Origin of the sequence: Wolbachia endosymbiont of Rhagoletis cerasi (genome assembly GCF_018454475.1) — a bacterium.
Lineage (GTDB): Bacteria > Pseudomonadota > Alphaproteobacteria > Rickettsiales > Anaplasmataceae > Wolbachia > Wolbachia pipientis.
Genome location: NZ_JADCNC010000016.1, coordinates 33,381 through 58,184 on the forward strand (window position 1 = coordinate 33,381; position 24,804 = coordinate 58,184).

The window sequence follows — 24,804 nt, forward strand, 5'->3', positions numbered from 1 at the left end:
TTATATTCGTTAAGCCTTCTTGCCAATTACCACAACATTCTCACTGGGAAAAAAATAATCAGGTACAGCCATATTTTTCGGTGCAGGACCCCCAATTACTCGACCTGATGTATCATAATATGAACCGTGGCAAGGACAGAACCAACCATTACCATCTCTTGTAGCGTGGTCAACCGGTACACACCCAAGATGAGTACATATTCCAAGCATAATTAACCATTCGTCTTTTCCTTCGTATACTCTCTGCTCATCTAATTGAGGATCCCTCAAGCTCTTCACATTCACAGCTCTTGCAGCCTCAATTTCTTGCTTTGTGCGTCTACGAATGAATACTGGTTTACCTTGCCACTTTACTTTTACTCCGTGTCCTTCCTGAATTCCAGACAAATTCACCTCCACTGTGGAAGTTGCTAGAACTTCAGCAGAAGGATTCATAGATTTAACCAGTGGCCAAAGTCCGCTTGCAGCTCCTATACCTGCCATAGCGCATGTAGTTAATGTTATAAAATCTCTCCTACTCTTATTTTTAGTAAGATCTTTAACAGGAGGTGTTTTTTTATCCTCTTTGTCTGCCAGTGGTTTTTTATTTTTAGTTAATTTTTTGTCCATTGATCTTTACTTAGCCATAAGTATATATTTTAATTTAAATACTGCGTATTAATCAACAAAAACTTGCGCTTTTTGTTTAACCTATACTACGGTTAAGAAGCGATAGAGTTTTCAACTTCAAAAATACTATCTTCAGTGGAATCAGGATCTTCAATTTTCGCTACTGACACCACTTTTTCTCTACTTTCTGTTTTAAACAGAGTGACTCCTTGAGTGCTGCGTCCTGCAATTCTAATCTCATTGACCGAAATGCGAATTAACTTTCCTTTATCTGTAATAAGCATTATATTATCACCCTGCTCAACTGGAAAACTAGCAACAACATTACCGTTTCTGCTAGTAGTAAGAATATTGGTGATACCAACACCACCCCTGTTAGTTACTCTATACTCATACGCAGAAGTTCTTTTACCAAAGCCATTTTCAGTAATAGTTAATATAAACTCCTCATTCACTGCAAGTTTTAAGAATAATTCGTTATCTATTCCTAAATCATTCAAAGTCTTTTCCAATTTAGAATCAATGGAGTTATTAATTGCAGTCCCCAGTCTTTTTGCAAGTGGAACTTTTAAGTAAAGTTCTTTTGTTTCTGTTGCTACACCTATCCCATTTAATATGGTCATGGATATCACGCTGTCATTCTTTACAAGTTTGATACCTCTTACGCCATCTGAATTGCGACTCTTAAATTGACGCACATCACTTACAACAAATCTGATACTTTTTCCAAGCGTTGTTGAAAGTAAAACATGGTCAATTTCATTACATACCTTAACCGATACTAATTTGTCTCCTTCATCGAGCTTTATTGCTATTTTTCCATTGCTTGGAATATAGTGAAAGTCCGCTAAGGAGTTACGCCTTATGTTTCCATAGGCAGTAGCAAAAACTATGTTTTGATTTTCGTCATTTTCACTTGGCAATGGCATGATATTAGTTATAGTTTCACCATCGCTAAGCGGAAATATGTTAACAAGTGCTCTTCCACGTGCGGTTGGCTCTGCAAGAGGTAACTTATAAACTTTTAATCTATAAACTCGACCAATGTTAGAAAAGAATAAAAAGCTAGTATGGGTATTTCCAACAAATAATTCTGTGATTACATCCTCTTCTTTTAATCCCTGTCCTAGCTTTCCTTTTCCACCACGACGCTGAGTTCTGTAGTGAGAAAGTTTTACACGCTTGATATAACCATTCATAGTTACGGTTATCACCATATCCTCTTGTGGAATTAGATCTTCAGCTTCAATGTCCGCGTCTGACTCTTCTATTGAAGTTTTTCGCGGCACAGCAAATCTGTTCTTTATTTCTTGTAGATTGTTTTTTATTTCTTTCATCAACTTCTCTCCTGAGCCAAGAAAAGCGATATATTCTTTTATCAGGTTGATCATTGAACTTAGCTCAGCTTCTAATTTGTCTTTTTCAAGGCCTGTTAAACGCTGCAGTTTCATATCAAGGATAGCTTTAATTTGTAGCTCAGTTAATCTATACACTCCATCTTTCAAAAAACTTGCGCTATCTGAAATCAACTCGATAATAGTGTTGATTTCATTCGAAGTTTTCCATTCTTTATTTAAAAGTTCTCTACTTGCTTCCGCAGGATCTTTTGCACCGCGGATGATTTTTATCACTTCATCTATGCTGAGGACCGCAATGTAGAGCCCTATATATATATGAGCTTTTTCTCTCGTTTTTCTTAGACGAAATTCTGTTCTCCTGATTAACACTTCTTTTCTAAAATCAATAAAGGCCTCTATGATTTCTTTCAATGACATCAAAGCAGGCCTGTTGTTATTGAGCACTAAAGTGTTAACACTAAAACTACTTCTTAGTGGAGTTAGCCCCAATATTTGATTAAGTATAAAACTTGCTTCAGCATTTCTTTTGAGGTCAATTACTACTCTAATACCAGACTTATCGGACTCATCCCTAATTTCTGTTATACCATCAATTCTTTTTTCTTTTACAAGCTCACCTATCTTCTCAATTAATTTTACTTTATTTACCTGGTAAGGTATTTCATCAATCACTATTGCTTGCCTATCTTGTGGCAGATCTTCTATATGAGTCTTGCCTTGCACAACAATTGATCCACGACCAGTTGCAAATGCTGATCTTATTCCAGACCTTCCAAGAATTGTTCCCCCAGTTGGAAAATCCGGCCCTGGCATCACTTCAAGTAACTCATCCAAAGTAACTTCAGGATTATCTACATATAATATACAAGCATCTATTATTTCTCCAAGGTTGTGAGAAGGAATATTGGTTGCCATACCAACTGCAACACCACTTGCACCGTTTACCAATAGATTCGGAAACTCTGCAGGCAGCACAACAGGCTCTGTTTCATTTCCATCGTAGTTTGGCCTAAAATCAACTGTATCTTCATCAATATCATTCAGTAAAAAGTGCGACACTTTTTGAAGTCTTGCTTCTGTGTATCGCATTGAAGCTGGTGGATCTCCATCTATCGAACCAAAGTTACCTTGCCCATCAATAAGTGGTAAAAGAAGAGAAAAATCTTGGGCCATCCTAACCAAGGAATCATAAATAGCTGCATCACCATGTGGGTGATATTTCCCCATTACATCCCCAACTATACGAGCCGCTTTTTTATATGGCTTACCGGCATCGAATCCAGCTCTCGACATTGCATATAATATACGCCTATGAACAGGTTTAAATCCATCCCGCACGTCAGGTATAGCCCTGCTTATGATAACGCTCATTGCGTAGGAAAGATAAGAATCTTCCAGCTCTTTTACTATTGAGATTGGTACTATATTATCCTGCATTTTCTATACTTTAATTGAAGTAATTAATAATACTAACATTCAGTTAAGCAAATGGGCAATGACAGACTTGAACTGCCGACCTCCTCGGTGTAAACGAGATGCTCTACCAGCTGAGCTAATTGCCCCTTTAGATCTAATTCTATAGCTCAATATTATTATTGTAAACAAAAATAGCAATAAATTGTATCCGTTCAGCAGAGTGGCAAAATAGGTAGACAAGGTGATCTAAAAAGATAATCATAGAGTAAATGTGAGGTAAGTCCTTACAATAAATGGTGTCGTCCAAGTAGCCGACACTGGGATCCAGAAAAAAGAATGGTGTCATTCCAGTGCTTGACACTGGAATCCAGCTTTTTCATAATCATTAAAACGTTGTATTTTAACATAAAACAGCTATTTTTATGCTCGCCAACTTAATAAAATTCCTGGATCCCAGAGGGCTTTGTTGCATCGCTACTTATGAAAGGCTAACTATAGTTAGGATTATAAGTAACCTATTGAAAATCTTGTTTTTTTGCAATCAATCTGATCAAATTTAAGAATAGTAATTTATTATTTACATTAATAAATTTAATTCTATTGAAAATAGCTAAAGCATTGAAATTCTTGAATTTTAGCCGGATTAGTGAGTGGTAGTGAAATTTCTTTTACTCAAATTTAGGTATTCACTGACCGTTCTTGTTATAAATACCAGAATAATAAGCTACTGATATTCTCCGTCTTTTTTATCTTTAATCCATCATAGCTAGCGATGCAACAAAGCCATCCCAGTGTCAAGCACTGGGATGACACCCTCCTGATGGGCCAAAATCACAATGTTCGTACAGTTATGCATTTGTTGTGTAAATTACCTTTGCAAACAAATGTTCGTACATCTGTGTTTCACACACTTTGCTTCAATATTTGCACATTAGCCACTCCCTTGAACAGATACGATAAATTAGATTTAGGTGAGCTATAAGCTTTTATGAAATCTTTGAGTGCGTGCTGTGAAGTTTTATAAATTTTAGTCTTGCTGTCACTTTGTATAAAGGTATTTTTTCACTCACATCTTTCGAAGTTGTAGCCATGTTCAACAATTTTAAGTAGAATATTGTAGCATTTTGAAAATCTGAAAGTTTATCTAGAATAACAGCTAAATTATAAGTATAAAAAATATTGTTTTCATCGAGGGAAATAGCAGTTATCATATACTCTTTACCTTTTACATAATCCTCCTTTTTCATATAGATCATACCTAAATTTGCTAATAAAGGAGCATAATTTTTATGTATATCATACAATTTTAACATTTCACTCAACGCCAGATCAGGATCATATTGTGAGATTATCGTCAGAAAATTTTTTAATATGTAAGGGTTACTAGGGTGTTCTTTTAACAGTCTTGTGTAAATCTCTACAGCTTTTTTGTATTCTTTATTAGCGTAATAAATATTTCCCAATCCAATTAAAGCATTTTTATGATAAGGAAACTTTGCAATGATCTGATTAAGGAGAGAAATAGCTGTTTCATTATCTCCTGATTCAAAGGAATCTTTTGCTTTTTTTAAAGTAGAGTATATGTCAAAACTCTTGCCAGAATTCTGCGCAATTTTGATGTTAAATTTATCACTTTTTCTCTCAATAACATCAAGATCTTTATATTTTTTATCAGCTTTTATATGCTTGACAACACTATCAAAGGCCTTCTGTATCTCCAAATTTTCACTAGCATAGGTAACAGAAGACCTCCATAAAATCACAACGCAAATTAACATGCAGATAAACATAGGTCCTAGTGTTGTGGCATTGGCTGCAGCGTGTAACCAGTAAACCTTATTTCTTTGAGCTATATGCAACACATTACAAATTCATAAATGCTAAATTACCTATCTCATACAATAATAAAGATATTATTAATTAGCGGGACGAACATGCTGTGTAGCCTTTCAGAATGCATTTATCTTTTGTCTTCCATATTTCGCTTCATTTTCACAAAAATGCTTCGATTTATCTTAACATTTTGTCAACTACCTTTGTAGATTTAAAAGGGCATTTTTACATATTCCATATGGCTGCCAGTTGCACCCCTCACATGCGTACTCGAATTTCTTTAAAGACATTTTCTCTCTAATCTTTTCTACCGCTTCACTCCAGGTCAAAGTCTCGCCAATTTTAATTCCTAAAATTTCCATATGCCTTCTATCTAGCTCTAAAACTTTAGCTTGTTCGGTGCATTTACCTTGTTTAGTCTGATTTGGACAAGCACTACAAATACTATCAAGGTTACCAACTACTTCGATTTGAGTACTAACCACTTCACTTGCTATCTTCCTATAATTTTCTACAAAACCCTGAGAATACCCATATCCCCGAAACGCGAGGGTGCACATGAAATGATGAGGGCGAAACTTTATCATTTTTTTAAATATTGCAAAGCCGCTACAAGTAGAAAAATTTTTACCAAACCAGGAAGGATAAATGGTAAAACACCCACCATTATTGCTTGTTCCAGACCCAAGTAAACAGCAAGCCAACTAACACCACAAATAAAGATTACAACTGTACCAGCCAGACAACTTAAAGAATTACACACAAATGATTTATATTTAGAGTTCAGTAATTCATTTACTTTGCTCATTACCATAACAGCAGCTAAACAGCCAATTAAATATCCGCCGGTTGGTCCAAGAAGAGCGTGATAACCACCAGAAAAATTCGCAAGAACAGGCAATCCTGCTGCACCAAGTGATAGATATGTAAGCACAGAATAGAATGCTGTTCTGCAGTTAAATTTAAGCCCAATAAGCATTACTCCTAAAGTTTGCAATGTGATAGGCACAGGCTGCAATGGTATGCTTATTTGAGCCATCAAGAATAAAAGTAAAATGCAAGACAATATTTCAGCCAGTGTTGATCTACTGCTAGATTGTGTTATAAACATACCTTCCCAATAAAAATAACTTATTAAATGTAATATATGTGTATGAGAGGTTTTGCAATTTAAATTTTGCTTATATTGTGCTACAATGAATTATTTATGCACTATTAAATTAAAAATGATGAGTAAACAAGATCTATTATCGTTGATGAAAGCAAGACACAGCGGACGTTCATACGATCCTACAAGAGCAATATCTCAGGAAGACATGGATATTTTAATGGAAGCTGTAAGGCTGACTCCCTCATGTTTTGGTGATGAACCCTGGAGATACGTAATATGCAACAAACAGAACAATCAAAGCGTATGGGAAAAGCTGCTAAATTGTCTTGATGAATCTAATCAAAAATGGGCAAAAGATGCACAAATACTAATTATATCTCTAAGCGCTAAGAATTTCCGTAAATCTGACAAAGGTGAAAATTTTTGGGCTAATCATGATACTGGTGCAGCAAATTATGGACTTATGTTACAAGCTGCAGTTATGAACTTAATGGCCCATCAAATGGGTGGATTTGATAGAGATAAAATAGTGAAAGAGTTCAATATACCCAATGACTTTAACGTAATGTCAGTGATAGCGGTTGGTTACGAAGAAGAGGGTGCTGAAACAAGTAAGAAGAAAAGAAGACCAATAGAAGAAATATTTTTTTATGATGAGTGGCCAAAATTCTGAAAATTTTATCAAAATGCATGGAACTGGTAACAACTTCGTTATCATAGACTCACGTTCAACAAACAATTTAGACTGGAACTATAGACAAATTGCTGATCAAAGCAGTTGTGATCAAGTGATAATTATAACAATGTCTAATGCTGCAGACTGCTTTATGCATATCTATAATGCTGATGGTAGCAAAGCTGAAATGTGCGGAAATGCAGCACGTTGCGTTGGATATTTGCTAATGTCAGAAAAAGGTGCTGAGTATATCACTATTGAGCTGGTAAACAAACGCATTTTAGAGTGTTTTAAAGTTGGTGATAAATCCATAAAGGTTAACATGGGTAAACCTTTGCTAAAATGGCATAAAATTCCCTTGTCTACTGAGTGTGACACTCTTCACTTACCTATAGAGCTTGAAATGCTAAAAGATCCTGTTGCAGTAAATATTGGTAATCCTCACATAGTTTTTTTTGTTGATAACGTAAATGAAATACCATTGCAAAGTTTAGGATCAAAGTTGGAAAGTCACGTATTATTTCCTCAGAAAATTAATATTAGTATTGCACAAGTTGAAAAGTCTGGAGAAATAGCTTTAAGAGTTTGGGAAAGAGGTACAGGCATTACTGCATCATGCGGTAGTGCAGCCTGTGCAGCACTTGTTACATCCACACTACGTGGATATCTGACTGTCCAACAGACTTCAGTAAATTTACCAGGAGGGAAGTTATTAATCGAATGGGCAAATAACGTATTCATGACCGGTGATATAGGGTTTTTGTGACCCTAATTCTAGTGATGCATTACTTCCAATACCTTCTTACCAATTACTGCAGGGGTTTCAGCAATTGCAATCCCGGCACTCCGCATAACTTCTAGTTTTGCACCAGCACTTCCACCGCTGGAAGAGATGATTGCTCCAGCGTGTCCCATACGTCTTCCTGGAGGTGCCGTTTGGCCTGCTACAAAACCAACGATTGGCTTTTTAGTTTTTTCTGTTTTCACAAAATGTGATACATCTTCTTCTTCGTTTCCACCTATTTCACCAATAACTACAATACCATGAGTATCGTTATCTTTTAAAAAGAGCTCCATACAGTCAACAAATGTCATACCATGAACTGGATCCCCCCCAATTCCGATACATGTGGATTGACCAAGACCAACAGCAGTTGTTTGTGCTACTGCTTCGTAAGTTAAAGTTCCAGAGCGAGACATAATTCCTATGTGTCCACGCTTATGGATATGGCCAGGCATAATTCCTATTTTGCACTCTTCAGGCGTAATAATTCCCGGACAGTTGGGACCAACCAATCGACTTTTTGAATCAACAAGCGCGCGCTTAACTTTCACCATATCAAGTATAGGAATGCCCTCTGTAATACAAACTATCAATTCTATTTTTGCATCTATTGCTTCAAGTATTGCAGCAGCAGCAAATTTAGCAGGTACATATATAACTGTAGCATTTGCACCGGTTTTTTCTTTGGCTTCTGCTACAGTATTAAAAACCGGTAAATTAAGGTGAGTGCTACCACCCTTTCCAGGAGTTACACCGCCAACCATTTTCGTCCCGTAGTCAATAGCTTGCTCTGAATGAAACGTACCTTGTGCACCAGTAAAACCCTGGCATATTAATCTTGTATCTTTATTTACTAAAACGGACATGCTTTATTTTACCTCTTTTACTATCTTTTGCGCAGCTTCATCTAGCTCATCTGCAGCAATAATATTTAATCCCGACTCTTCTAAAATTTTTTTTCCTTCTTCAAAATTAGTACCTGATAATCTAACCACTAGAGGAACTTTAATGCTCATTTCTTTTGCAGCCGCAACAATTCCACTTGCGATAATATCGCAACGCATTATACCACCAAATATATTAACCAAAATTCCTCTTACGTTGCTATCAGACAATATGATTTTAAATGCTTCAGTTACAGTTTCTTTACTCGCTCCACCACCAACATCCAAAAAGTTAGCAGGCTCTGCTCCGTAGTATTTTATTATATCCATTGTTGCCATAGCAAGACCTGCACCATTTACCATGCAACCAATACTGCCATCCATTTTGATGTAACTGAGCCCATACTTTGAAGCCTCTATCTCTTCTTTCACTTCTTCATCATAATCACGAAGTTCCATAATTTCTGGGTGACGATATAAAGCATTATCATCGAAATTAATTTTTGCATCGAGCGCAATAAAATCTCCAGAATTTGTTTCAACCAGTGGATTAATTTCAATTTGGCTCGCGTCAGTTGCAATAAATGCATCATATATTTTTTTTGCAATGTTCGATATCTTTTCTATTTGTTCTGGACTCAAATGAAAACTGCTGCTTAACTTGCTGCTATCAAAACTTGTAGCAGAATCAATATCAAATTTCACAATTTTTGCGGGAGAATTTTTCGCCACTTCTTCGATGTCCATTCCACCCTCTGAGGAAAATATGAATATTGGCCTACTGAGCTTCGGGTCGATTACCAGGCTTAAATAATACTCTTTCTTAATGCTTGAGCCTTCTTCAACGTACACTTTTCTTACTTGCTGCCCGCTTGGCCCTGTTTGATGAGTAACTAAAGTCATACCAATCATGTCCTTTACAAACTGTTGAGCTTCTTCAACTGACTTTGCTAGCTTTACGCCACCGGCTTTACCCCTACCACCTGCATGAATTTGAGCTTTAACTACAAACACGTCAGATTTTAATTGACTTACTTGAGTCTTTACTTCTTCCGCAGATGTAGCAACAAAACCTTTTGGCACTGGGACATTAAATTTATGCAAAACTTCTTTCGCTTGATATTCGTGAATATTCATAAAATAACCAATGATAAACTATTAACTTGAGTACAAACTACCAACCATAACGCTGCCTTCTGCACTCTTGTTGGTACCTCTTTTTTTTAGCTTCAGCTTTCTTTTTAGCTCTTTTTTCTGATTTTTTTTCATGATATTGTTTTTTCATTTTCAACCCTCTTCCTTCCTTTTGAATTGTTTTTTTCAATACTGGAAGAGCTCTGTCTACATCACCATAATGGACTGATACTTCTATCAAACTCTATACCTCCTTCGATAATCATGTCAAAATCTATTTATAAATTAGAAAATTAACATTGTCAATTATTTTATAAACTTGAGCGTTAAAATATAATATGCCACAATTTACATGGTAAATGATGTCATTCCAGTGTCAGCTACTTGCTTACTGATGGAGATTACTCTTATATTGCAGCGTTTTTACAATCGTACTAACATCGGGGCGGAGAGATTTGAACTCCCGACCCTTTGGTCCCAAACCAAATGCGCTACCAGGCTGCGCTACGCCCCGACTTCTTTACTCAGGCTATCAATAATTCAGGCAAAATGCAAGGTTCATTTGTTTATTTTAGAAAAAATATAATATAAGATTTAATATTATCTTAGAATACGTTTTTTATTAGCTCCTCTTTAGTAGCAAACTGCTTCGCAGGTGACCTATAGAGTTTAGCGCGTGCAACACTGAATCAGATTTCTCTATGGCCCAAACCTTAGCCATATTTAAAAATCTAGCTACACCAATTGGTGAAAGTTAGTGCAGCAACCACAGCGGTATCGACTCTTAAAATTCTTTTTCCTAGACTCAATTTTTGACAAAACTTATCGGCAAGATCAAGTTCATAAGATGAAAAACCACCTTCAGGGCCAACAATAATAGCAACATTTTTCTTACCTTTCAGCACTTTATCAGCTTTACCTGTTGCATCACATAAAACAAAATTTTTACTCTGGGAATCAGGTAATTCGCAAAAGTTAATAGGAGGCAAAATCTCTGGTATACTCATCCTACCGGATTGTTCCGCTGCTTCGATTGCTTGTAATTTTGCTCTACTTAGGTTAATGTTTTTTACCACTGTACGTTCCGTTGAAATAAATTGAATGCAGGTTATTCCCATTTCAGTTGCCTGTCTTACTATGTTGTTCAAAGCAGCACTTTTTACCATGGCACAATACAGGTATAAATTTTCCTCATGTTGCTGTTGTTTAGTGCATTCTTTGAGTGTAACTTCTGTCAATTTACGCGATATATTAACTACTTCTCCTAACCATTCTCCATCTTTTCCATTAAAAAGAGAGAGATTATCATACTTCTTAAGCCGCATTACATTGCAAATATAGTGACTTTGTTGTGGATTAAGTGCTAAACTCACGCCTTGTGATAAAGCTTCTTCAACATAGAGCCTAATTTTTCCCATTTAAAACTTTAATTATATTCTATTTGAGTGACTCTTACGGGATTTGAACCCGTGTTACCACCGTGAAAGGGTGGTGTCCTAACCACTAGACGAAAGAGTCAATGCGAATTAACTCAAGTTATATTGATTATGCACATAAAGTCAATTCAATTGTTTTATGACACAAGCAGTTTTTGTGAAATCCCAATTTGTAATAAGAGTGATTTACACCCACTTAACAAGTGGTGGCATTGACATCATAATTGCATCTGGATTGCCGTCAGTCATTAAACCAAACCTTGTGCCACGATCGTATAACAGATTGAATTCTACATATCTGCCACGTTTTATTAATTGATTTTCTCGTTGTTCTTTTGTCCAAGATTTTTGCATATGTTTACGTATGACGTGCAAATAAATTTCCAAAAAGGCTTCACCTACTGCTTTTGTGAACTCAAAATCGTTTTCCCAGTTGCCAGAACTCAGATTATCATAGAAAATACCACCAATGCCACGTGGCTCTTTTCTGTGTTGTAAGAAAAAATAATTGTCACATTGCTCTTTAAATTTTGGATAATATCCGGTGTCAAATCTATCACATGTCATTTTGATTGATTCATGAATATACTTGCAATCTTCTTCATTTCTATATATTGGCGTAAAATCCATTCCTCCACCAAACCATTGTTTTGAAGTATATATCAGCCTTGTGTTCATATGCGCTGCAGGGATAAGGGGCGATTGCATATGAGACACTAAAGATATACCGCTTGCCCAGAACTCTCCGTTACTTTCACTTGCACCAGGAATTTCATTGATGGCTGAATCTGCAAATTTTCCGTGTACTTTTGAAACGTTTACTCCAACTTTTTCAAAAATATTACCAAAAATAATTGTAGATTCACCACCTCCACCACCTGGGCGATCCCACTTTCTCTTTTCGATCTTTGGCTCTGCGGATGATTGTTTTTCAATTAATAAGAAAGATTCTATGATCTTATCTCTTAGTGCACAGAACCATTTAAATGCTTGTGTTTTTTGTTTTTCCATAATATCCTCTTGCTAGCTTATTAACATTGTTATATCTGATATTTAAGGAACTTAATTAGATTTGGATGATAATTATCTATCAAAGACGTTAATAAATCTATAATAATTAAATCAATATAATAGAACATTTTCGTATGTACAACAATGCCAAGTAACAATAATGAATAAAAGATACATAGATAACAAAAAAGAGAACAGGGTTGACTTCATACTAAGAAATTATGGAATGTCAATTGTTGTGATGGCAGTTATTATGCTCTTACCTCCAGTAGCAATATCGATACTCTACTTTTTTGATATATATAGTCAGCATATTAATATAGAGATTAATTTATTAGTTAGCATTCTAACAACTCTCTTTATGATGTATAATGTAAAACGCTACAGATACCTACTTAATACTATAGAATTTCAAAATGCAATATTTGCAAATGCACTAAATCATAATACAGAATTTTGCCTTATTTTACATAAAGATGAAGGTATTATTTATGCTGATGCAAGGTTCTACGAAAGGTTTAAAGATCATATAATAGATGATGACATTACGTTAGACAAGATTCTTGAAATAGGAGATGTTTCAGAAGCAGACAAAAAAGTACTCTATCATGCACTAAAAAATAACTCTTCTGTACAGGTATGCATTTCCTTAAACAAGAAGAATAGAGTATCTAACTTTCTTTTGCTCTTTGAGCCGATACCAGATAATCCCCAAATTGCTATAAATAGTAATAAGATTTTAAATTTATCATTAGTGCCAATAGCAAGGCCAGATGGGTATTTTGTATTAAAAGCAACACAGATAAACAAGGAGCAGATATATGAAGAGTTAATAGAAAAACACAGCATAGGAACTTACATTGCAAATGCCAAAGGGGTGATTTTATCTGTAAATAAAAGATTTTTAGACATATTTGAACTAAAAAAACTGGAAAAAGGTAGCTCAATCAGTGATTTTATATCTCAATCTAAATATAACAATACAACAACCGATAATGAAATTTTGTTTTTTACTATAAGTGGTATTCCATTCAAGGCTTATATGAGCACTGCTATATTTTGTGATAAATACAACCATAGCTATATATATGGCTTTATAACACCAACCGAATCAAATATTGTTGATTATCAATTACACCCTTGTTTTGCAAATTCATCAATTGCTATTGCACAATGTGACATAAACGGCAACTTTGTAAAGAAAAATACGGCACTAATAAAGCTTGCAGGGTCAGATAATAATTCAATCTTTACGTTGATATTGGATAGTTATCATGTGAAAATACGTGAATATTTTTCGAGTAATAGAATAAATAATGCGTCTTTTGATGTACAGCTCAACGGCGGTAATAACATAAAAATATATTTCAATAAGTTTCTTCATAATAAAATGATCTTCATACTTTGTTATTTTATTGACAATACTGAACACAAAAACCTAGAGATAAAGCTTGAGCATTATCAAAAGATGCAAGCTATAGGGCAGTTAGCAGGTGGTATTGCGCATGATTTCAACAATATATTGACTGGGATAATAGGATTTTGCGATTTGCTTTTACTCCAACACTCAGCTGGTGACCCATCTTTTGGAGATATAATACAGATACAGCAAAATGCAAAGCGTGGATCAAATTTAGTAAGACAATTGCTTGCTTTCTCAAGAAGACAGACCTTGCAGCCAAAAATTATTGATGTAAATAATACTATAGCTAATCTTTATGAAATGATAAAAAGATTAATAGGTGAAAATATAAAATTTAATATTTATTATGGTAGAGACTTGGGTGCTGTTAGGGCTGATCAAGGGCAATTAGAGCAAGTTATACTTAACTTAGCAGTCAATGCTAGTGCTGCTATGGAAAAGGGCGGAGAATTAACTATACGAACCTTTAATCAAAAGATTGACTCATTAAATTCTACACCTCAGGATATGTTTTCTCCAGACAAGGAAGCGATTGAACATGGAAATTATGTTGTGATTGAAGTAATTGATACTGGATGTGGAATGACGAGTGATACAACTGAAAAGATCTTTGATCCATTTTTTTCTACCAAAGATATTACCTCTGGTACAGGTCTTGGCCTCTCTACTGTATATGGCATTATTAAACAAACTGAAGGATACATCTATGTTGCTAGCAAAGTAAATCATGGAACTAAATTTAGCATATTTTTGCCCATGGTTTACATATCAGATGAAAATGATAGAGAGGAAGATAGTGAAGAAACAGAAAGACCGGTAGTAAGTGAAATTAAAGGTAATGGTATAATTTTATTAATCGAAGATGAAGATTCAGTAAGGGAATTCATCTCTAAAGCACTCAAAAGAAAAGGATTTGATGTAATAGAAGCAAGCATAGGCAGCGAGGCGCTAGAAATAATCAGTAAAAAAAGTCAACACATAGATCTTATAATCACTGATGTAATCATGCCAGAGGTGAGCGGCCCAGAAATAGTTAAAGAAGCATTGATCCATAGGCCAAATATCAACGTTATTTTTATTTCTGGGTATGCAGAAGATGCTTTTTTAAAGAGTGATGACATCAATATAGAAGATTTTCACTTTTTGCCAAAACCATTCACTCTGAATGAATTAGGAAACAAGGTTCAAAGTGTGTTACACAAAGCAAAAAAGACAGTCTAATTTTAGTGTGGTTAACAACAAAAAAATTTTCTAATGCAAAAGTTTCTTGCATATATACAATAGAATTATTTTATACATAAGATAAAAGGCGTGAGCAAGATTATTGCAATAGTAAATCAAAAGGGTGGAGTTGGCAAAACCACAACTAGTATAAATTTATCGACAGCCTTTGCTGCTGTGGGAAAAAGCACTTTATTGGTAGATCTTGATCCTCAAGGAAATGCTAGCACCGGGCTCGGGATTTCTTATCGTAGTAGGGAAGAAAAAAACATATATAAAATACTACTAAGCAGCGAAAATAAATTGATAGAATCGGCAATTTTCAATATAAAGGAAATTCCGAATTTATCGCTAATTTCGTCAGTAGTTGATTTGTCAGCTGCAGAAATTGAATTATCGCAACTTGAGCGAGGAAAATTCGTACTAAAAAGCGCATTGGAGAAGATACGCGATAATTATGAGTATATAATCATCGATTGCCCTCCATCACTTGGGCTTCTGACCATAAATGCTTTGACTGCTGCTAATTCTATTATTGTTCCTCTTCAGTGTGAATTTTTTGCTCTGGAAGGATTAAGCCATTTAGTTAAAACTGTGGAGCTAATAAAAAGGAATAACCTAAACCCTTTTTTGGCAATAGAAGGGATAGTGGTAACAATGTATGACAGGCGCAACAAACTTAGTGAGCAGATTAAAAACGATATTTGTCAGTATTTAAATGATAAAGTATACAAAACTATCATCCCATTGTATGAGACTGTTATTCCACGTAACGTACGGTTATCAGAAGCACCTTCTCATGGAAAACCTGCTATTGTGTATGATCTTAAATGTCCTGGTGCACAAGCGTATATAAGTTTGGCAAGGGAAATTTTAAAAAAGCACGCGAGCAGTTGTAAGGAGAAGAAGCTAGTAAGCGAGGGCGTGGTATGAAGGATGATAGACGCCTCGGCAGAGGTCTTGCCGGTCTCATAGGCGATAATTATGATAATAAAGAAGATCGACAAGAGTATTTGCCTATTTCATTACTGCACCCAAGCAAATTTCAACCGAGGAAACATTTTGACGAGGAATCATTAAGAGAGCTTGCAAATTCGATAAAGAAAAGTGGCATTATACAGCCTATCGTGGTACGCAAAGATTCAAATGATGATGGTTACGAAATAATAGCTGGGGAACGTCGTTGGCGAGCAAGCAAGATTGCAAATCTTGATAGTGCACCGGTTATCATAAAAGATCTGAGCGACAAGGAATGCTTGGAAGTATCCATTATTGAAAATATACAAAGGCAAGATATTAATCCAATAGAGGAAGGTGAAGCTTACAGAAAACTGATAGATGAGTTTTTCTATACACATGAGGAATTAGCTTCAGCTATAGGCAAAAGCCGCAGCCACATAACCAATATGATTCGGATGTTGTTGCTCCCTGATAGGGTGAAAACAATGATCAATGAGAAAAAATTGTCTATGGGTCATGCAAGAGCGTTGATTAATGTTGAAAATGCGGAAAGTATTGCAGAAAAAATAGTTTCTCAGGGCTTAAGCGTTAGACAAACTGAAAAACTGATAAAGGACCTACATCAAAACAACAATCAAAAAGAGCAGAGATATACTAGAAATCAAGATATGACAGTAATAGAAGGCGCTATATCTTCTCAACTTGGTTTAAAGATCAAAATTAATGACAACAATTCTAAGGGTAAAGTTATGATACGGTATGATAATCCAAATGAATTGGATTTGATATTGAAAATTTTGAATAGGAAACTTGAGGCATAGCTAGTAGTTGGCTAGCAAAGCAACAAACCAATATCAACTGTTGGTGTCATGAAAGTAGCTGACACTGGAATCCAGGAATTTTATTAAGTTGGTAAGCATAAAAGTATAACTTCTACGTCATACCGCCGCGGTATCCGCTAACAAGCAGCGGGATGACGATTGTCAGGGTAGCTGTCATCCCAGTGCCCTGACTACTTGGATCCAGGAAAAAGAATGGTGTCATCCCAGTGCGTGACACCCTAGTAGAAATCGTTTTTGTAATTGCAACATTCGTGCAATCTTTAGCCATAAATATTAAGAAATTTACCAAATGAAAAAAAAGGCAAAAGAAGCCCTGGGGTTATTATCCGCTTTAAAATATTGGCGTTTTTTATGTTTTAAACGCTTGACAAGCAAGATTAAGCTGCTTTTAATTGCAACTAACTTACGCTGCAAATGTTTAAGAAGTTTACTAAGCAGAAAAAAAGACAAAGAATCCCCGAGTTAGCTAGTCTTTTACTATCTCTGTCGAGTATTGGCATTTTTTGATGTCTTGTAACGCTTTATAAGCGCGTTCAGCTTATTTAGATAAAAATCTAGATGTAGATGAAGTTTTGTAAAGACATACAGTATCTATATACTGCAAAAAATTGAACATAAGACGCCGATACATTAAGTAATCCTTACCTTTTAATCTGCAGATTGGCGAAAGCAAATACAATAGCTTCACTATCATGATAAGGGCGCTGGCGAAGGGTGTCAAGTAAGTTTTTTCGTTTCATCCGATGCGCTGCCAAAAGCTATGCAAAAAGTCCAATGAGTTAACTCCCATATATCCTGAGTAATTCTTGTGCATTAGCTTTGATTAGGATAGGGCATTTTCTATCATTTAATAGGGAACGCAATATTTCAGTTGCACCCTTAACGTCGTTATTGTGTATCTTTACTACAGCGATAGCTTCTTGGCTTGAATAAGGATACACTGCACTTGATTCTAAATTATCAATTTTGTCTTTATTTATTTTTTCACCGTTGGAGTGAAGTAAGCTCATTACTTCTAAATATTGTGCTAACTCACGCAAAACACCAGGAGCATCTTTATCATCTGCCAAATCATTATAAATAGATGCTGTGTCTGTTGGCATTGAATCTGAGATATGATTGAATGCGCGTTCAAAATTTGCTAAATACTCCCAATTTGAATCTATTTCTTCTAGCAGCGGCTTATTATCTTTTTTTAAGAATAATACTTCGTAAAACTTGTCACCTGCAGTTATAGATTGTTTTGTGTTATCAATGTTGCGCAATAAGTATAATGTGATGCCAACTAACATTGGCGCGAGTGCAAGCAGAAAGATGTATTTTTTCATGGTAATATTCCAAATAGTTATATATTTATACATTAATGCTTTTGATTTGCAAAAACATATTGACATAGTGATTATATCACATAATAATATTCTTAAAGTTGTTTGAATAGTTGGAGATTAAAATATTTCTAAAGTAGAAATAAAGACAGCAGTATTAAGCTAAATTATTTTTTGTCGGATTTATCCGATGTACCCTCAACCTTTTATAGGTTGAAGTCTAAATTTGAGAGTTTGATCCTGGCTCAGAATGAACGCTGGCGGCAGGCCTAACACATGCAAGTCGAACGGAGTTATATTGTAGCTTGCTATGGTATAACTTAGTGGCAGACGGGTGAGTAATGTATAGGAATCTACCTAGTAGTACGGAATAATTGTTGGAAACGGCAACTAATACCGTATACGCCCTACGGGGGAAAAATTTATTGCTATTAGATGAGCCTATATTAGATTAGCTAGTTGGTGGAGTAATAGCCTACCAAGGCAATGATCTATAGCTGATCTGAGAGGATGATCAGCCACACTGGAACTGAGATACGGTCCAGACTCCTACGGGAGGCAGCAGTGGGGAATATTGGACAATGGGCGAAAGCCTGATCCAGCCATGCCGCATGAGTGAAGAAGGCCTTTGGGTTGTAAAGCTCTTTTAGTGAGGAAGATAATGACGGTACTCACAGAAGAAGTCCTGGCTAACTCCGTGCCAGCAGCCGCGGTAATACGGAGAGGGCTAGCGTTATTCGGAATTATTGGGCGTAAAGGGCGCGTAGGCGGATTAGTAAGTTAAAAGTGAAATCCCAAGGCTCAACCTTGGAATTGCTTTTAAAACTGCTAATCTAGAGATTGAAAGAGGATAGAGGAATTCCTAGTGTAGAGGTGAAATTCGTAAATATTAGGAGGAACACCAGTGGCGAAGGCGTCTATCTGGTTCAAATCTGACGCTGAGGCGCGAAGGCGTGGGGAGCAAACAGGATTAGATACCCTGGTAGTCCACGCTGTAAACGATGAATGTTAAATATGGGAAGTTTTACTTTCTGTATTACAGCTAACGCGTTAAACATTCCGCCTGGGGACTACGGTCGCAAGATTAAAACTCAAAGGAATTGACGGGGACCCGCACAAGCGGTGGAGCATGTGGTTTAATTCGATGCAACGCGAAAAACCTTACCACTCCTTGACATGGAAATTATACCTATTCGAAGGGATAGGGTCGGTTTGGCCGGGTTTCACACAGGTGTTGCATGGCTGTCGTCAGCTCGTGTCGTGAGATGTTGGGTTAAGTCCCGCAACGAGCGCAACCCTCATCCTTAGTTACCATCAGGTAATGCTGGGGACTTTAAGGAAACTGCCAGTGATAAACTGGAGGAAGGTGGGGATGATGTCAAGTCATCATGGCCCTTATGGAGTGGGCTACACACGTGCTACAATGGTGGCTACAATGGGCTGCAAAGTCGCGAGGCTAAGCTAATCCCTTAAAAGCCATCTCAGTTCGGATTGTACTCTGCAACTCGAGTGCATGAAGTTGGAATCGCTAGTAATCGTGGATCAGCACGCCACGGTGAATACGTTCTCGGGTCTTGTACACACTGCCCGTCACGCCATGGGAATTGGTTTCACTCGAAGCTAACGACCTAACCGCAAGGAGGGAGTTATTTAAAGTGGGATCGGTGACTGGGGTGAAGTCGTAACAAGGTAGCAGTAGGGGAATCTGCAGCTGGATTACCTCCTTAGGCTTTGCACATAATTTACCATTTTTAATGATGGTGTTGTTATGTGCTATACTGCTGTCTTTACTTCTACTTTATTTTAATTTCCCGATAACGGAATTTTATGAGTGATAGACCTCTTTCTCCACATTTACAAATATATAAAGTACAAGTTACTAGTTTTTTCTCTATTATGCATAGATTGACTGGTATCTTGCTATTCCTTTTATTAATGATACTTTCTTGGTATTTCATATTACATGTTTACTTTCCTGAGTTACTTATAGTAAGGTACTTAAATGCATTATTATTCACTCCTGTTGCTAAATTAGCTTATGTCTTATGTTTTATAAGTTTTGTATATCATTTTCTTAATGGTATTCGTCATTTATTGTGGGATGTTGGGCTTAATTTAGAAATTACTGGCGTTTCAAGGAGTGCTATACTGCTGACAGTAACGCTACTTCTTTCTACTATGGCTTTTTTATTTATGTTTATATGAGTCAGTCTGGAAATTCAGTACATCATTGGTGGGTTCAGCGTGTTTCTGCGGTAATTTTACTGTTCCTGTTTCCTTGGTTTATCTATTCATTTTCTTGCACATTTTATACTGATAGCTCTTTGTCTTTTAGTGAAAAATTTATTAATCACCCTCTAGAGCTTTTATTTTTTGTTGTATTGTTGTTTTGCATTTTTTGGCACGCAGTTCTTGGAATGCAGGTAGTATGCGAAGATTATATACACAGCGTACCTTTGAGGATTTTTACAATTACATGCATAAAGTACTTATCAAGCATTACTTATATAACCCTCGCTTTTACAATCTTTATCTTCTACAGGCATATTTTCTTGTAAAATCACCGGTGCTGTGTTAATATATTATTAGTGTACTAGTTTTATTATTGAACTATAGCATTATAGCGATTTTGGTTTGACAATATGTTTGAAGCATTAAAAAAGGGAGCAATAGATCTTACACTTAAAGCAAAAGGTCTGCTTACTTCACCTGAATCTCAAGTTTACGTCGAAGACCTTAGAAAGGTAATGATGTATGATGGAAGGAAATGCCAGTATCCAAAAAATTATGATCAAATTGTACAGTCTGCTAAAATCATAGAAAACAGGGATATGCATGGAAATGCTATACTAGATAAAGATAAAAATCCAACCTATAAACTTTTGTATGGTCAAAAAGATGAGAATGGAGAACAACCAAGTTTCAGATTATCTTTAGTTACCAAAGATAAAGATAATGATAGATCTTATTTTACTATCAATTATATAGACAATCAGGGTAAGCAAATTCCGATAAATGAGTTGCATAAGTCATATTTTGAGCCATTAGGCTTTTCGAGAATGGATTTGAAAAAACACGTGCCAATTTTTGAAGCTGAAAAAACTAAGGATCCTCAATATCCATTTGAATTAACTAATTCTTCTGTGCTAACTAAAGAGGTAAAAAATAAAGAAGGTAAAGTTCAGGAAGTTGTTGATGAAAAAGGAAGAAATGGAGAATTATTATACACTAGTGATTACAAGAAGCTAAGCACCCATTTTTCAGAAATTAGAGATCAGAATGGTAATCTAGAGCTAGATAAAAGTCTTATATCTGTTCCTATCGTTTTTGCTACAAGTTTAGCTAAAGTTTGTACTAAATTGTTGACTTCTCTTCCTATAAAGTTAGGGGAGCATTTAATAAGCGAACAAAACCCAATTGCAAAGTCTTTTGGTTATCTTTTATTTACTCCTGCAATGGCAGTAAAAAATTTAGTGGATATGGGAGCTACCATACTTAAGGCTCCAATTTTATTGTTTGTAGCAAATGAGAAAAAATATGGTGATGCTTACTACACCATGTGGAAACACCAACTGAAAGGATGTTTGGAAGAAGCAAAAAGTGACTTTAATGTTATTAAAGGTGAAGAAAGGCTAAAGCCGGATCATGGGAATCGTGATTCACTAGTGGGCACATGGGATGAGCTTAACGCTAGAAGGCCAAAGAAACAAGGGGATGATAAAGAAGTTAGCAAGAGTAATGAAATACTAAAGAGTCCTGAGGAAGAACAAAATAAGGGTAATGAAATATTAAGTGATAAAAGAAAAGGTCATGTTGAGGAATTACAAAATAGAAGAAATTCACAGCAAGGGCAAGGCGCTACACATGATCACTCTCATTAGCAATTACTTTAAATCAACATTTACTTTCTTTATTAACTATTCCACAACAAAAACTTGCATGTATTTTGCCCTCAGTATAAGATATTAATTATTTAATTAATATCTTAACTAAATGCGCCCTGTAATATTGTGTGGTGGTAGTGGTAGCAGACTTTGGCCTTTATCTAAGCCAAAGCAATTTCAGAAAATATTTAGTCAGAACACTATGTTTCACAACACTTTGTTGAGGCTAAAAAGCGATTATATGCCGCCCATAATTGCTACAAATATACAGTACGAGTCATTAGTGATGGAGGAATTGCATGCACTGCAAGAATATAAAGTGATTTTCGAACCAGTGAAAATTGGAACAGCAGCAGCAATATTAATTGCTGCACTTCTCTGCAATGAAAACGAGACAATGTTAATTCTGCCTTCAGACCATTTTATAGGTGATTTGAATAGTTTTTATGCTTCTACTCAAAAAGCGTCTAAGTTAGCCTCTGAAACTAACTCTATAGTCACTTTTGGGGTTAAGCCTCATGAATTCAATTCTGAATACGGCTATATAAATGCAGTATATGATCAGAAAGAAAAATGTCATATAGTGAAAGATTTTACAGAAAAGCCCGAGCGTAAGTTAAGTAACGATCATTATTGGAACTCTGGAATATTTGTGTTTAAAGCAAAACGCTACATAGATGAGATTAAAAAATCTGCCCCGAATCTTTACAATTTATGTTTTAAATATTTCACACCGCAAGAGAGATTTCTGTATTTAAAACAACGAGATTTTGCAGGAATTGAAGGCATATCCATTGATTACTTGGTGATGGAGAAAGCAAAAGACGTTGCAATGATAGAAGCTAATTTCGATTGGTTGGATGTTGGAACTTGGAATTCAGTTTTAGAATTGAGTGAGAAGTTTAGTAAAGAACCGGCATCATTTCAGCATGTGATTAGAGAAAAAGAACCAGTTTCAACGACAGAAAGTAATAAAAATTTATTGAGTGGAGCTTGTAAGCAACCAAACAAAAGTCTAATTTCATTTATTCATAAAGTTAAGAAAGTAAAGGTGATAAGGAAAGAAGTTAAACCATGGGGATTTTGTAGTATAATTTTAATGAGCGAAAATTTTCTTATAAAATATCTTTTTATCAATCCATTAAGCTGCACTTCTAAGCAATTCCATCACTATAGAGATGAATACCATATAGTGCTATCAGGAGTTGGATATGTTAGTTTAGAAGACAAAGAATATGCTATAGCAAAGGACCATATGATAGAAATCCCAAGGGAAGTTTCCCATAGGATTGAAAATAGAAGCACAAGCTTTCCACTTGAAATAGTTGAATTTCAGATAGGAGAGCATTTATCTGATAATGATATAGTGAGATTGGATGATGTATATGGAAGAATATGGTAACGCCATAAATGCATTTGTTGGCAATTTATAATATGGGTATAGCTGCTTTATGTAAAAAATAATATTTACTAAATCTTAATATTTTAAACCTATACCCATATTTTAATAAATAATGAGTTGTAATTAATATGAAGGATCCATTTAAAAGTGACAATTATAGAGAAAATCTCGGTTTCCTTAAAGAAGCTATAAAAGCAAGAGATGAGTTAGTAACTATTAGACATTATAATAAAACGGTAAGGGATTTATCTCAGGCATTAAAGCGTTTTACAGATAAGGCAGAAGATGTAGCTAAGTTTGTTATACGTAGTGACTCAATTGATTATGTAAAATCGATGAATGGAAAGCCATCAGGTCTTAAGATATTAAAGGAAATATTGAATAGAATCTCGGGAAGAAATGTTCCAGTTAAGAATATAAGTAGTTTTATTGATAAATTACCTCCTCCTACTTCAATGACAATCTTTGAATATCTAGAGGCTTATCGTAAAATTTCAGGTTTGGAGCAAGTTGAAAGAGGAAATATTGCAATAGCTCCAGAAAAGCCAGAACGCAGTTTTCTAAAAGAAGATAGACAAGTAGAAGTTAATTATAATGATTCAGGCCATGGAAATTCATTAGATGAAAAGCCTGGATACAAAGAGATATCAAATTATCAAGAGAAGAAGAGTAAAATTTTAACAGAAAATTCACAAAGTTCAAAATCGCCTAGAGAAGAGCTAATTTATGTAACAGTTCCTAAAGAACATATGGAAGCAAAAAGAGAACTTAAACAAAAACAACAATCTAAACCTCCAATATTGCCAAAACCATCAATAGCACCCCCATTGCCAAAAAAAATGTTTACTGCTGGTCAAGAAGTTAGACAAAAACCAAAAGTAGTAGGAACTGTTCCTAAATCAACTAAAGATAAACCTGAATTACCACTAAAACTTAAAAAGTTAGGTCATACTGATCAAAAATCAAGCACAAAGCTAGAAATGGTAGTATCTTCTATGGAAAAAGAAATTAATTATAATATCGATATTAAAGTACAAGAGATAAGAAAAAAATTCAAACAAAATCAAGCAAAAGAAAGTCCTAATGCGCAAACTATTGAAAGCAGGACCCCTCCTGTTGCACAAGTGAATATAGATGTGGAGAAAAAAACTAGACCATCACCAAAAGTTGCTTCCCAATCTCGCTTATTTCCAATGAGGGATGAAATATCTCAGATGAATCCCTTATCAGCAAAATCTGATCCGAGACCTCATGTTAGCAAAAATGCTCTTCTCACAGATGTAAATGTAAAGCAACTAGTTGTACAATTTGAAAATTATGGAAGGAAAGAATTATAACTTATTGAATAAACCCAATAATATTCTTGATTTTTTCTATGTTATAAAAGCACAAGCTCTCCACTTGAAATAGTTGAATTTCAGATAGGAGAGCATTTATCTGATAATGATATAGTGAGGTTGGATGATGTATATGGAAGATTTTGAAATTCTAATGT

Annotated in this window: 22 protein-coding genes, 3 tRNA genes and 1 rRNA gene; 11 read left to right on the forward strand and 15 right to left on the reverse strand. The window is 35.4% G+C overall.

The features are described 5' to 3' along the window. Nucleotides 1-9 precede the first annotated feature (9 nt). The 6 genes from petA to INQ25_RS05875 all read right to left on the reverse strand — a co-directional run bounded on the left by petA (nt 10) and on the right by INQ25_RS05875 (nt 6,327). Nucleotides 10-609, reverse strand: a complete 600-nt coding sequence (gene petA / locus INQ25_RS05850) for a ubiquinol-cytochrome c reductase iron-sulfur subunit (protein WP_010963095.1) — start codon at nt 607-609, stop codon at nt 10-12. Nucleotides 610-701: 92 nt separating this feature from the next. Continuing rightward, a complete protein-coding gene (gene gyrA / locus INQ25_RS05855; RefSeq protein ID WP_213863295.1) occupies nt 702-3,404 on the reverse strand; it encodes a DNA gyrase subunit A in 2,703 nt (900 codons plus the stop codon). A 52-nt stretch (nt 3,405-3,456) separates the two neighbouring features. Beyond that, nucleotides 3,457-3,529: transfer RNA gene (locus INQ25_RS05860), tRNA-Val, on the reverse strand. Between the two features lie 840 nt (nt 3,530-4,369). Next, nucleotides 4,370-5,245 (reverse strand): tetratricopeptide repeat protein, encoded by an 876-nt coding sequence (locus tag INQ25_RS05865; protein WP_213863296.1) that lies wholly within the window; start codon nt 5,243-5,245, stop codon nt 4,370-4,372. Between the two features lie 168 nt (nt 5,246-5,413). Next, on the reverse strand, nt 5,414-5,803 hold the full coding sequence (locus INQ25_RS05870; RefSeq protein ID WP_151807511.1) for a DUF1284 domain-containing protein: 390 nt from the start codon (nt 5,801-5,803) through the stop codon (nt 5,414-5,416). Then, nucleotides 5,800-6,327, reverse strand: a complete 528-nt coding sequence (locus INQ25_RS05875; RefSeq protein ID WP_213863297.1) for a biotin transporter BioY — start codon at nt 6,325-6,327, stop codon at nt 5,800-5,802. The genes INQ25_RS05870 and INQ25_RS05875 overlap by 4 nt, the downstream gene beginning before the upstream one ends. A gap of 85 nt (nt 6,328-6,412) precedes the next feature. On the opposite strand from INQ25_RS05875, the gene INQ25_RS05880 reads away from it, so the two are divergent. Continuing rightward, nucleotides 6,413-7,000: a nitroreductase family protein gene (locus tag INQ25_RS05880; protein ID WP_213863298.1), complete on the forward strand. Its 588-nt coding sequence runs from the start codon at nt 6,413-6,415 to the stop codon at nt 6,998-7,000. Continuing rightward, nucleotides 6,981-7,769 (forward strand): diaminopimelate epimerase, encoded by a 789-nt coding sequence (gene dapF, locus INQ25_RS05885; RefSeq protein WP_213863338.1) that lies wholly within the window; start codon nt 6,981-6,983, stop codon nt 7,767-7,769. Before INQ25_RS05880 ends, dapF begins: the two co-directional genes overlap by 20 nt. An 8-nt stretch (nt 7,770-7,777) precedes the next feature. Here dapF and sucD read toward each other — a convergent pair whose 3' ends face one another. The 7 genes from sucD to hemF all read right to left on the reverse strand — a co-directional run bounded on the left by sucD (nt 7,778) and on the right by hemF (nt 12,252). Continuing rightward, nucleotides 7,778-8,653, reverse strand: a complete 876-nt coding sequence (gene sucD, locus INQ25_RS05890; protein ID WP_155969196.1) for a succinate--CoA ligase subunit alpha — start codon at nt 8,651-8,653, stop codon at nt 7,778-7,780. Between the two features lie 3 nt (nt 8,654-8,656). Further along, nucleotides 8,657-9,808 carry an ADP-forming succinate--CoA ligase subunit beta gene (gene sucC, locus INQ25_RS05895; RefSeq protein WP_174515667.1) on the reverse strand — a complete coding sequence of 384 codons (1,152 nt, stop codon included), beginning with the start codon at nt 9,806-9,808 and terminating at the stop codon, nt 8,657-8,659. A gap of 37 nt (nt 9,809-9,845) precedes the next feature. After that, nucleotides 9,846-10,046: a 30S ribosomal protein S21 gene (gene rpsU, locus INQ25_RS05900; RefSeq protein WP_006279819.1), complete on the reverse strand. Its 201-nt coding sequence runs from the start codon at nt 10,044-10,046 to the stop codon at nt 9,846-9,848. Nucleotides 10,047-10,245: 199 nt separating this feature from the next. Next, nucleotides 10,246-10,319 (reverse strand) — tRNA-Pro (locus INQ25_RS05905). A gap of 217 nt (nt 10,320-10,536) precedes the next feature. Then, nucleotides 10,537-11,223: a 16S rRNA (uracil(1498)-N(3))-methyltransferase gene (locus INQ25_RS05910; protein WP_213863299.1), complete on the reverse strand. Its 687-nt coding sequence runs from the start codon at nt 11,221-11,223 to the stop codon at nt 10,537-10,539. 28 nt (nt 11,224-11,251) lie between these two features. Continuing rightward, a tRNA-Glu gene (locus INQ25_RS05915) sits at nt 11,252-11,323 on the reverse strand. Between the two features lie 104 nt (nt 11,324-11,427). Continuing rightward, on the reverse strand, nt 11,428-12,252 hold the full coding sequence (hemF, locus tag INQ25_RS05920; protein WP_213863300.1) for an oxygen-dependent coproporphyrinogen oxidase: 825 nt from the start codon (nt 12,250-12,252) through the stop codon (nt 11,428-11,430). Between the two features lie 160 nt (nt 12,253-12,412). On the opposite strand from hemF, the gene INQ25_RS05925 reads away from it, so the two are divergent. The 3 genes from INQ25_RS05925 (at nt 12,413) to INQ25_RS05935 (ending at nt 16,677) form a co-directional block, all read left to right on the forward strand. Continuing rightward, on the forward strand, nt 12,413-14,896 hold the full coding sequence (locus INQ25_RS05925) for a response regulator (RefSeq protein ID WP_213863301.1): 2,484 nt from the start codon (nt 12,413-12,415) through the stop codon (nt 14,894-14,896). 90 nt (nt 14,897-14,986) lie between these two features. Further along, complete coding sequence (locus INQ25_RS05930; protein ID WP_213863302.1) at nt 14,987-15,829, forward strand: ParA family protein; 843 nt, start codon at nt 14,987-14,989, stop codon at nt 15,827-15,829. Continuing rightward, the gene (locus INQ25_RS05935; RefSeq protein ID WP_213863303.1) at nt 15,826-16,677 is read left to right on the forward strand and encodes a ParB/RepB/Spo0J family partition protein; all 852 of its coding nucleotides are present in this window, start codon (nt 15,826-15,828) and stop codon (nt 16,675-16,677) included. Before INQ25_RS05930 ends, INQ25_RS05935 begins: the two co-directional genes overlap by 4 nt. Before the next feature lie 112 nt (nt 16,678-16,789). Here the strand turns inward: INQ25_RS05935 and INQ25_RS05940 are convergent, their stop codons facing one another. Further along, complete coding sequence (locus INQ25_RS05940) at nt 16,790-16,966, reverse strand: hypothetical protein (RefSeq protein WP_174930890.1); 177 nt, start codon at nt 16,964-16,966, stop codon at nt 16,790-16,792. A gap of 511 nt (nt 16,967-17,477) precedes the next feature. Beyond that, nucleotides 17,478-18,092 carry a hypothetical protein gene (locus INQ25_RS05945; RefSeq protein WP_213863304.1) on the reverse strand — a complete coding sequence of 205 codons (615 nt, stop codon included), beginning with the start codon at nt 18,090-18,092 and terminating at the stop codon, nt 17,478-17,480. A gap of 153 nt (nt 18,093-18,245) precedes the next feature. Between INQ25_RS05945 and INQ25_RS05950 the strand changes: the two genes are divergently transcribed. The 6 genes from INQ25_RS05950 to INQ25_RS05975 all read left to right on the forward strand — a co-directional run bounded on the left by INQ25_RS05950 (nt 18,246) and on the right by INQ25_RS05975 (nt 24,646). Then, nucleotides 18,246-19,750, forward strand: a 16S ribosomal RNA gene (locus INQ25_RS05950). 100 nt (nt 19,751-19,850) lie between these two features. Beyond that, complete coding sequence (sdhC, locus tag INQ25_RS05955; RefSeq protein ID WP_010963112.1) at nt 19,851-20,228, forward strand: succinate dehydrogenase, cytochrome b556 subunit; 378 nt, start codon at nt 19,851-19,853, stop codon at nt 20,226-20,228. Beyond that, complete coding sequence (gene sdhD / locus INQ25_RS05960) at nt 20,225-20,581, forward strand: succinate dehydrogenase, hydrophobic membrane anchor protein (protein WP_010963113.1); 357 nt, start codon at nt 20,225-20,227, stop codon at nt 20,579-20,581. Before sdhC ends, sdhD begins: the two co-directional genes overlap by 4 nt. A gap of 84 nt (nt 20,582-20,665) precedes the next feature. Further along, on the forward strand, nt 20,666-21,904 hold the full coding sequence (locus INQ25_RS05965; RefSeq protein WP_010082038.1) for a hypothetical protein: 1,239 nt from the start codon (nt 20,666-20,668) through the stop codon (nt 21,902-21,904). A gap of 112 nt (nt 21,905-22,016) precedes the next feature. Further along, nucleotides 22,017-23,309 carry a sugar phosphate nucleotidyltransferase gene (locus tag INQ25_RS05970; RefSeq protein WP_213863305.1) on the forward strand — a complete coding sequence of 431 codons (1,293 nt, stop codon included), beginning with the start codon at nt 22,017-22,019 and terminating at the stop codon, nt 23,307-23,309. 128 nt (nt 23,310-23,437) lie between these two features. Continuing rightward, nucleotides 23,438-24,646, forward strand: a complete 1,209-nt coding sequence (locus tag INQ25_RS05975; protein ID WP_070357004.1) for a hypothetical protein — start codon at nt 23,438-23,440, stop codon at nt 24,644-24,646. The last annotated feature ends 158 nt before the right edge of the window (nt 24,647-24,804 follow it).

Bases quoted from the DNA above. Each gene is read 5' to 3' on its own strand.
- petA (WP_010963095.1), bottom strand. From the start codon at position 609: ATGGACAAAAAATTAACTAAAAATAAAAAACCACTGGCAGACAAAGAG.
- gyrA (WP_213863295.1), bottom strand. From the start codon at position 3,404: ATGCAGGATAATATAGTACCAATCTCAATAGTAAAAGAGCTGGAAGAT.
- INQ25_RS05870 (WP_151807511.1), bottom strand. From the start codon at position 5,803: ATGATAAAGTTTCGCCCTCATCATTTCATGTGCACCCTCGCGTTTCGG.
- INQ25_RS05875 (WP_213863297.1), bottom strand. From the start codon at position 6,327: ATGTTTATAACACAATCTAGCAGTAGATCAACACTGGCTGAAATATTG.
- INQ25_RS05880 (WP_213863298.1), top strand. From the start codon at position 6,413: ATGAATTATTTATGCACTATTAAATTAAAAATGATGAGTAAACAAGAT.
- dapF (WP_213863338.1), top strand. From the start codon at position 6,981: ATGAGTGGCCAAAATTCTGAAAATTTTATCAAAATGCATGGAACTGGT.
- sucD (WP_155969196.1), bottom strand. From the start codon at position 8,653: ATGTCCGTTTTAGTAAATAAAGATACAAGATTAATATGCCAGGGTTTT.
- sucC (WP_174515667.1), bottom strand. From the start codon at position 9,808: ATGAATATTCACGAATATCAAGCGAAAGAAGTTTTGCATAAATTTAAT.
- INQ25_RS05910 (WP_213863299.1), bottom strand. From the start codon at position 11,223: ATGGGAAAAATTAGGCTCTATGTTGAAGAAGCTTTATCACAAGGCGTG.
- hemF (WP_213863300.1), bottom strand. From the start codon at position 12,252: ATGGAAAAACAAAAAACACAAGCATTTAAATGGTTCTGTGCACTAAGA.
- INQ25_RS05925 (WP_213863301.1), top strand. From the start codon at position 12,413: ATGAATAAAAGATACATAGATAACAAAAAAGAGAACAGGGTTGACTTC.
- INQ25_RS05935 (WP_213863303.1), top strand. From the start codon at position 15,826: ATGAAGGATGATAGACGCCTCGGCAGAGGTCTTGCCGGTCTCATAGGC.
- INQ25_RS05940 (WP_174930890.1), bottom strand. From the start codon at position 16,966: ATGGCTAAAGATTGCACGAATGTTGCAATTACAAAAACGATTTCTACT.
- INQ25_RS05945 (WP_213863304.1), bottom strand. From the start codon at position 18,092: ATGTCAATATGTTTTTGCAAATCAAAAGCATTAATGTATAAATATATA.
- sdhC (WP_010963112.1), top strand. From the start codon at position 19,851: ATGAGTGATAGACCTCTTTCTCCACATTTACAAATATATAAAGTACAA.
- sdhD (WP_010963113.1), top strand. From the start codon at position 20,225: ATGAGTCAGTCTGGAAATTCAGTACATCATTGGTGGGTTCAGCGTGTT.
- INQ25_RS05965 (WP_010082038.1), top strand. From the start codon at position 20,666: ATGTTTGAAGCATTAAAAAAGGGAGCAATAGATCTTACACTTAAAGCA.
- INQ25_RS05970 (WP_213863305.1), top strand. From the start codon at position 22,017: ATGCGCCCTGTAATATTGTGTGGTGGTAGTGGTAGCAGACTTTGGCCT.
- INQ25_RS05975 (WP_070357004.1), top strand. From the start codon at position 23,438: ATGAAGGATCCATTTAAAAGTGACAATTATAGAGAAAATCTCGGTTTC.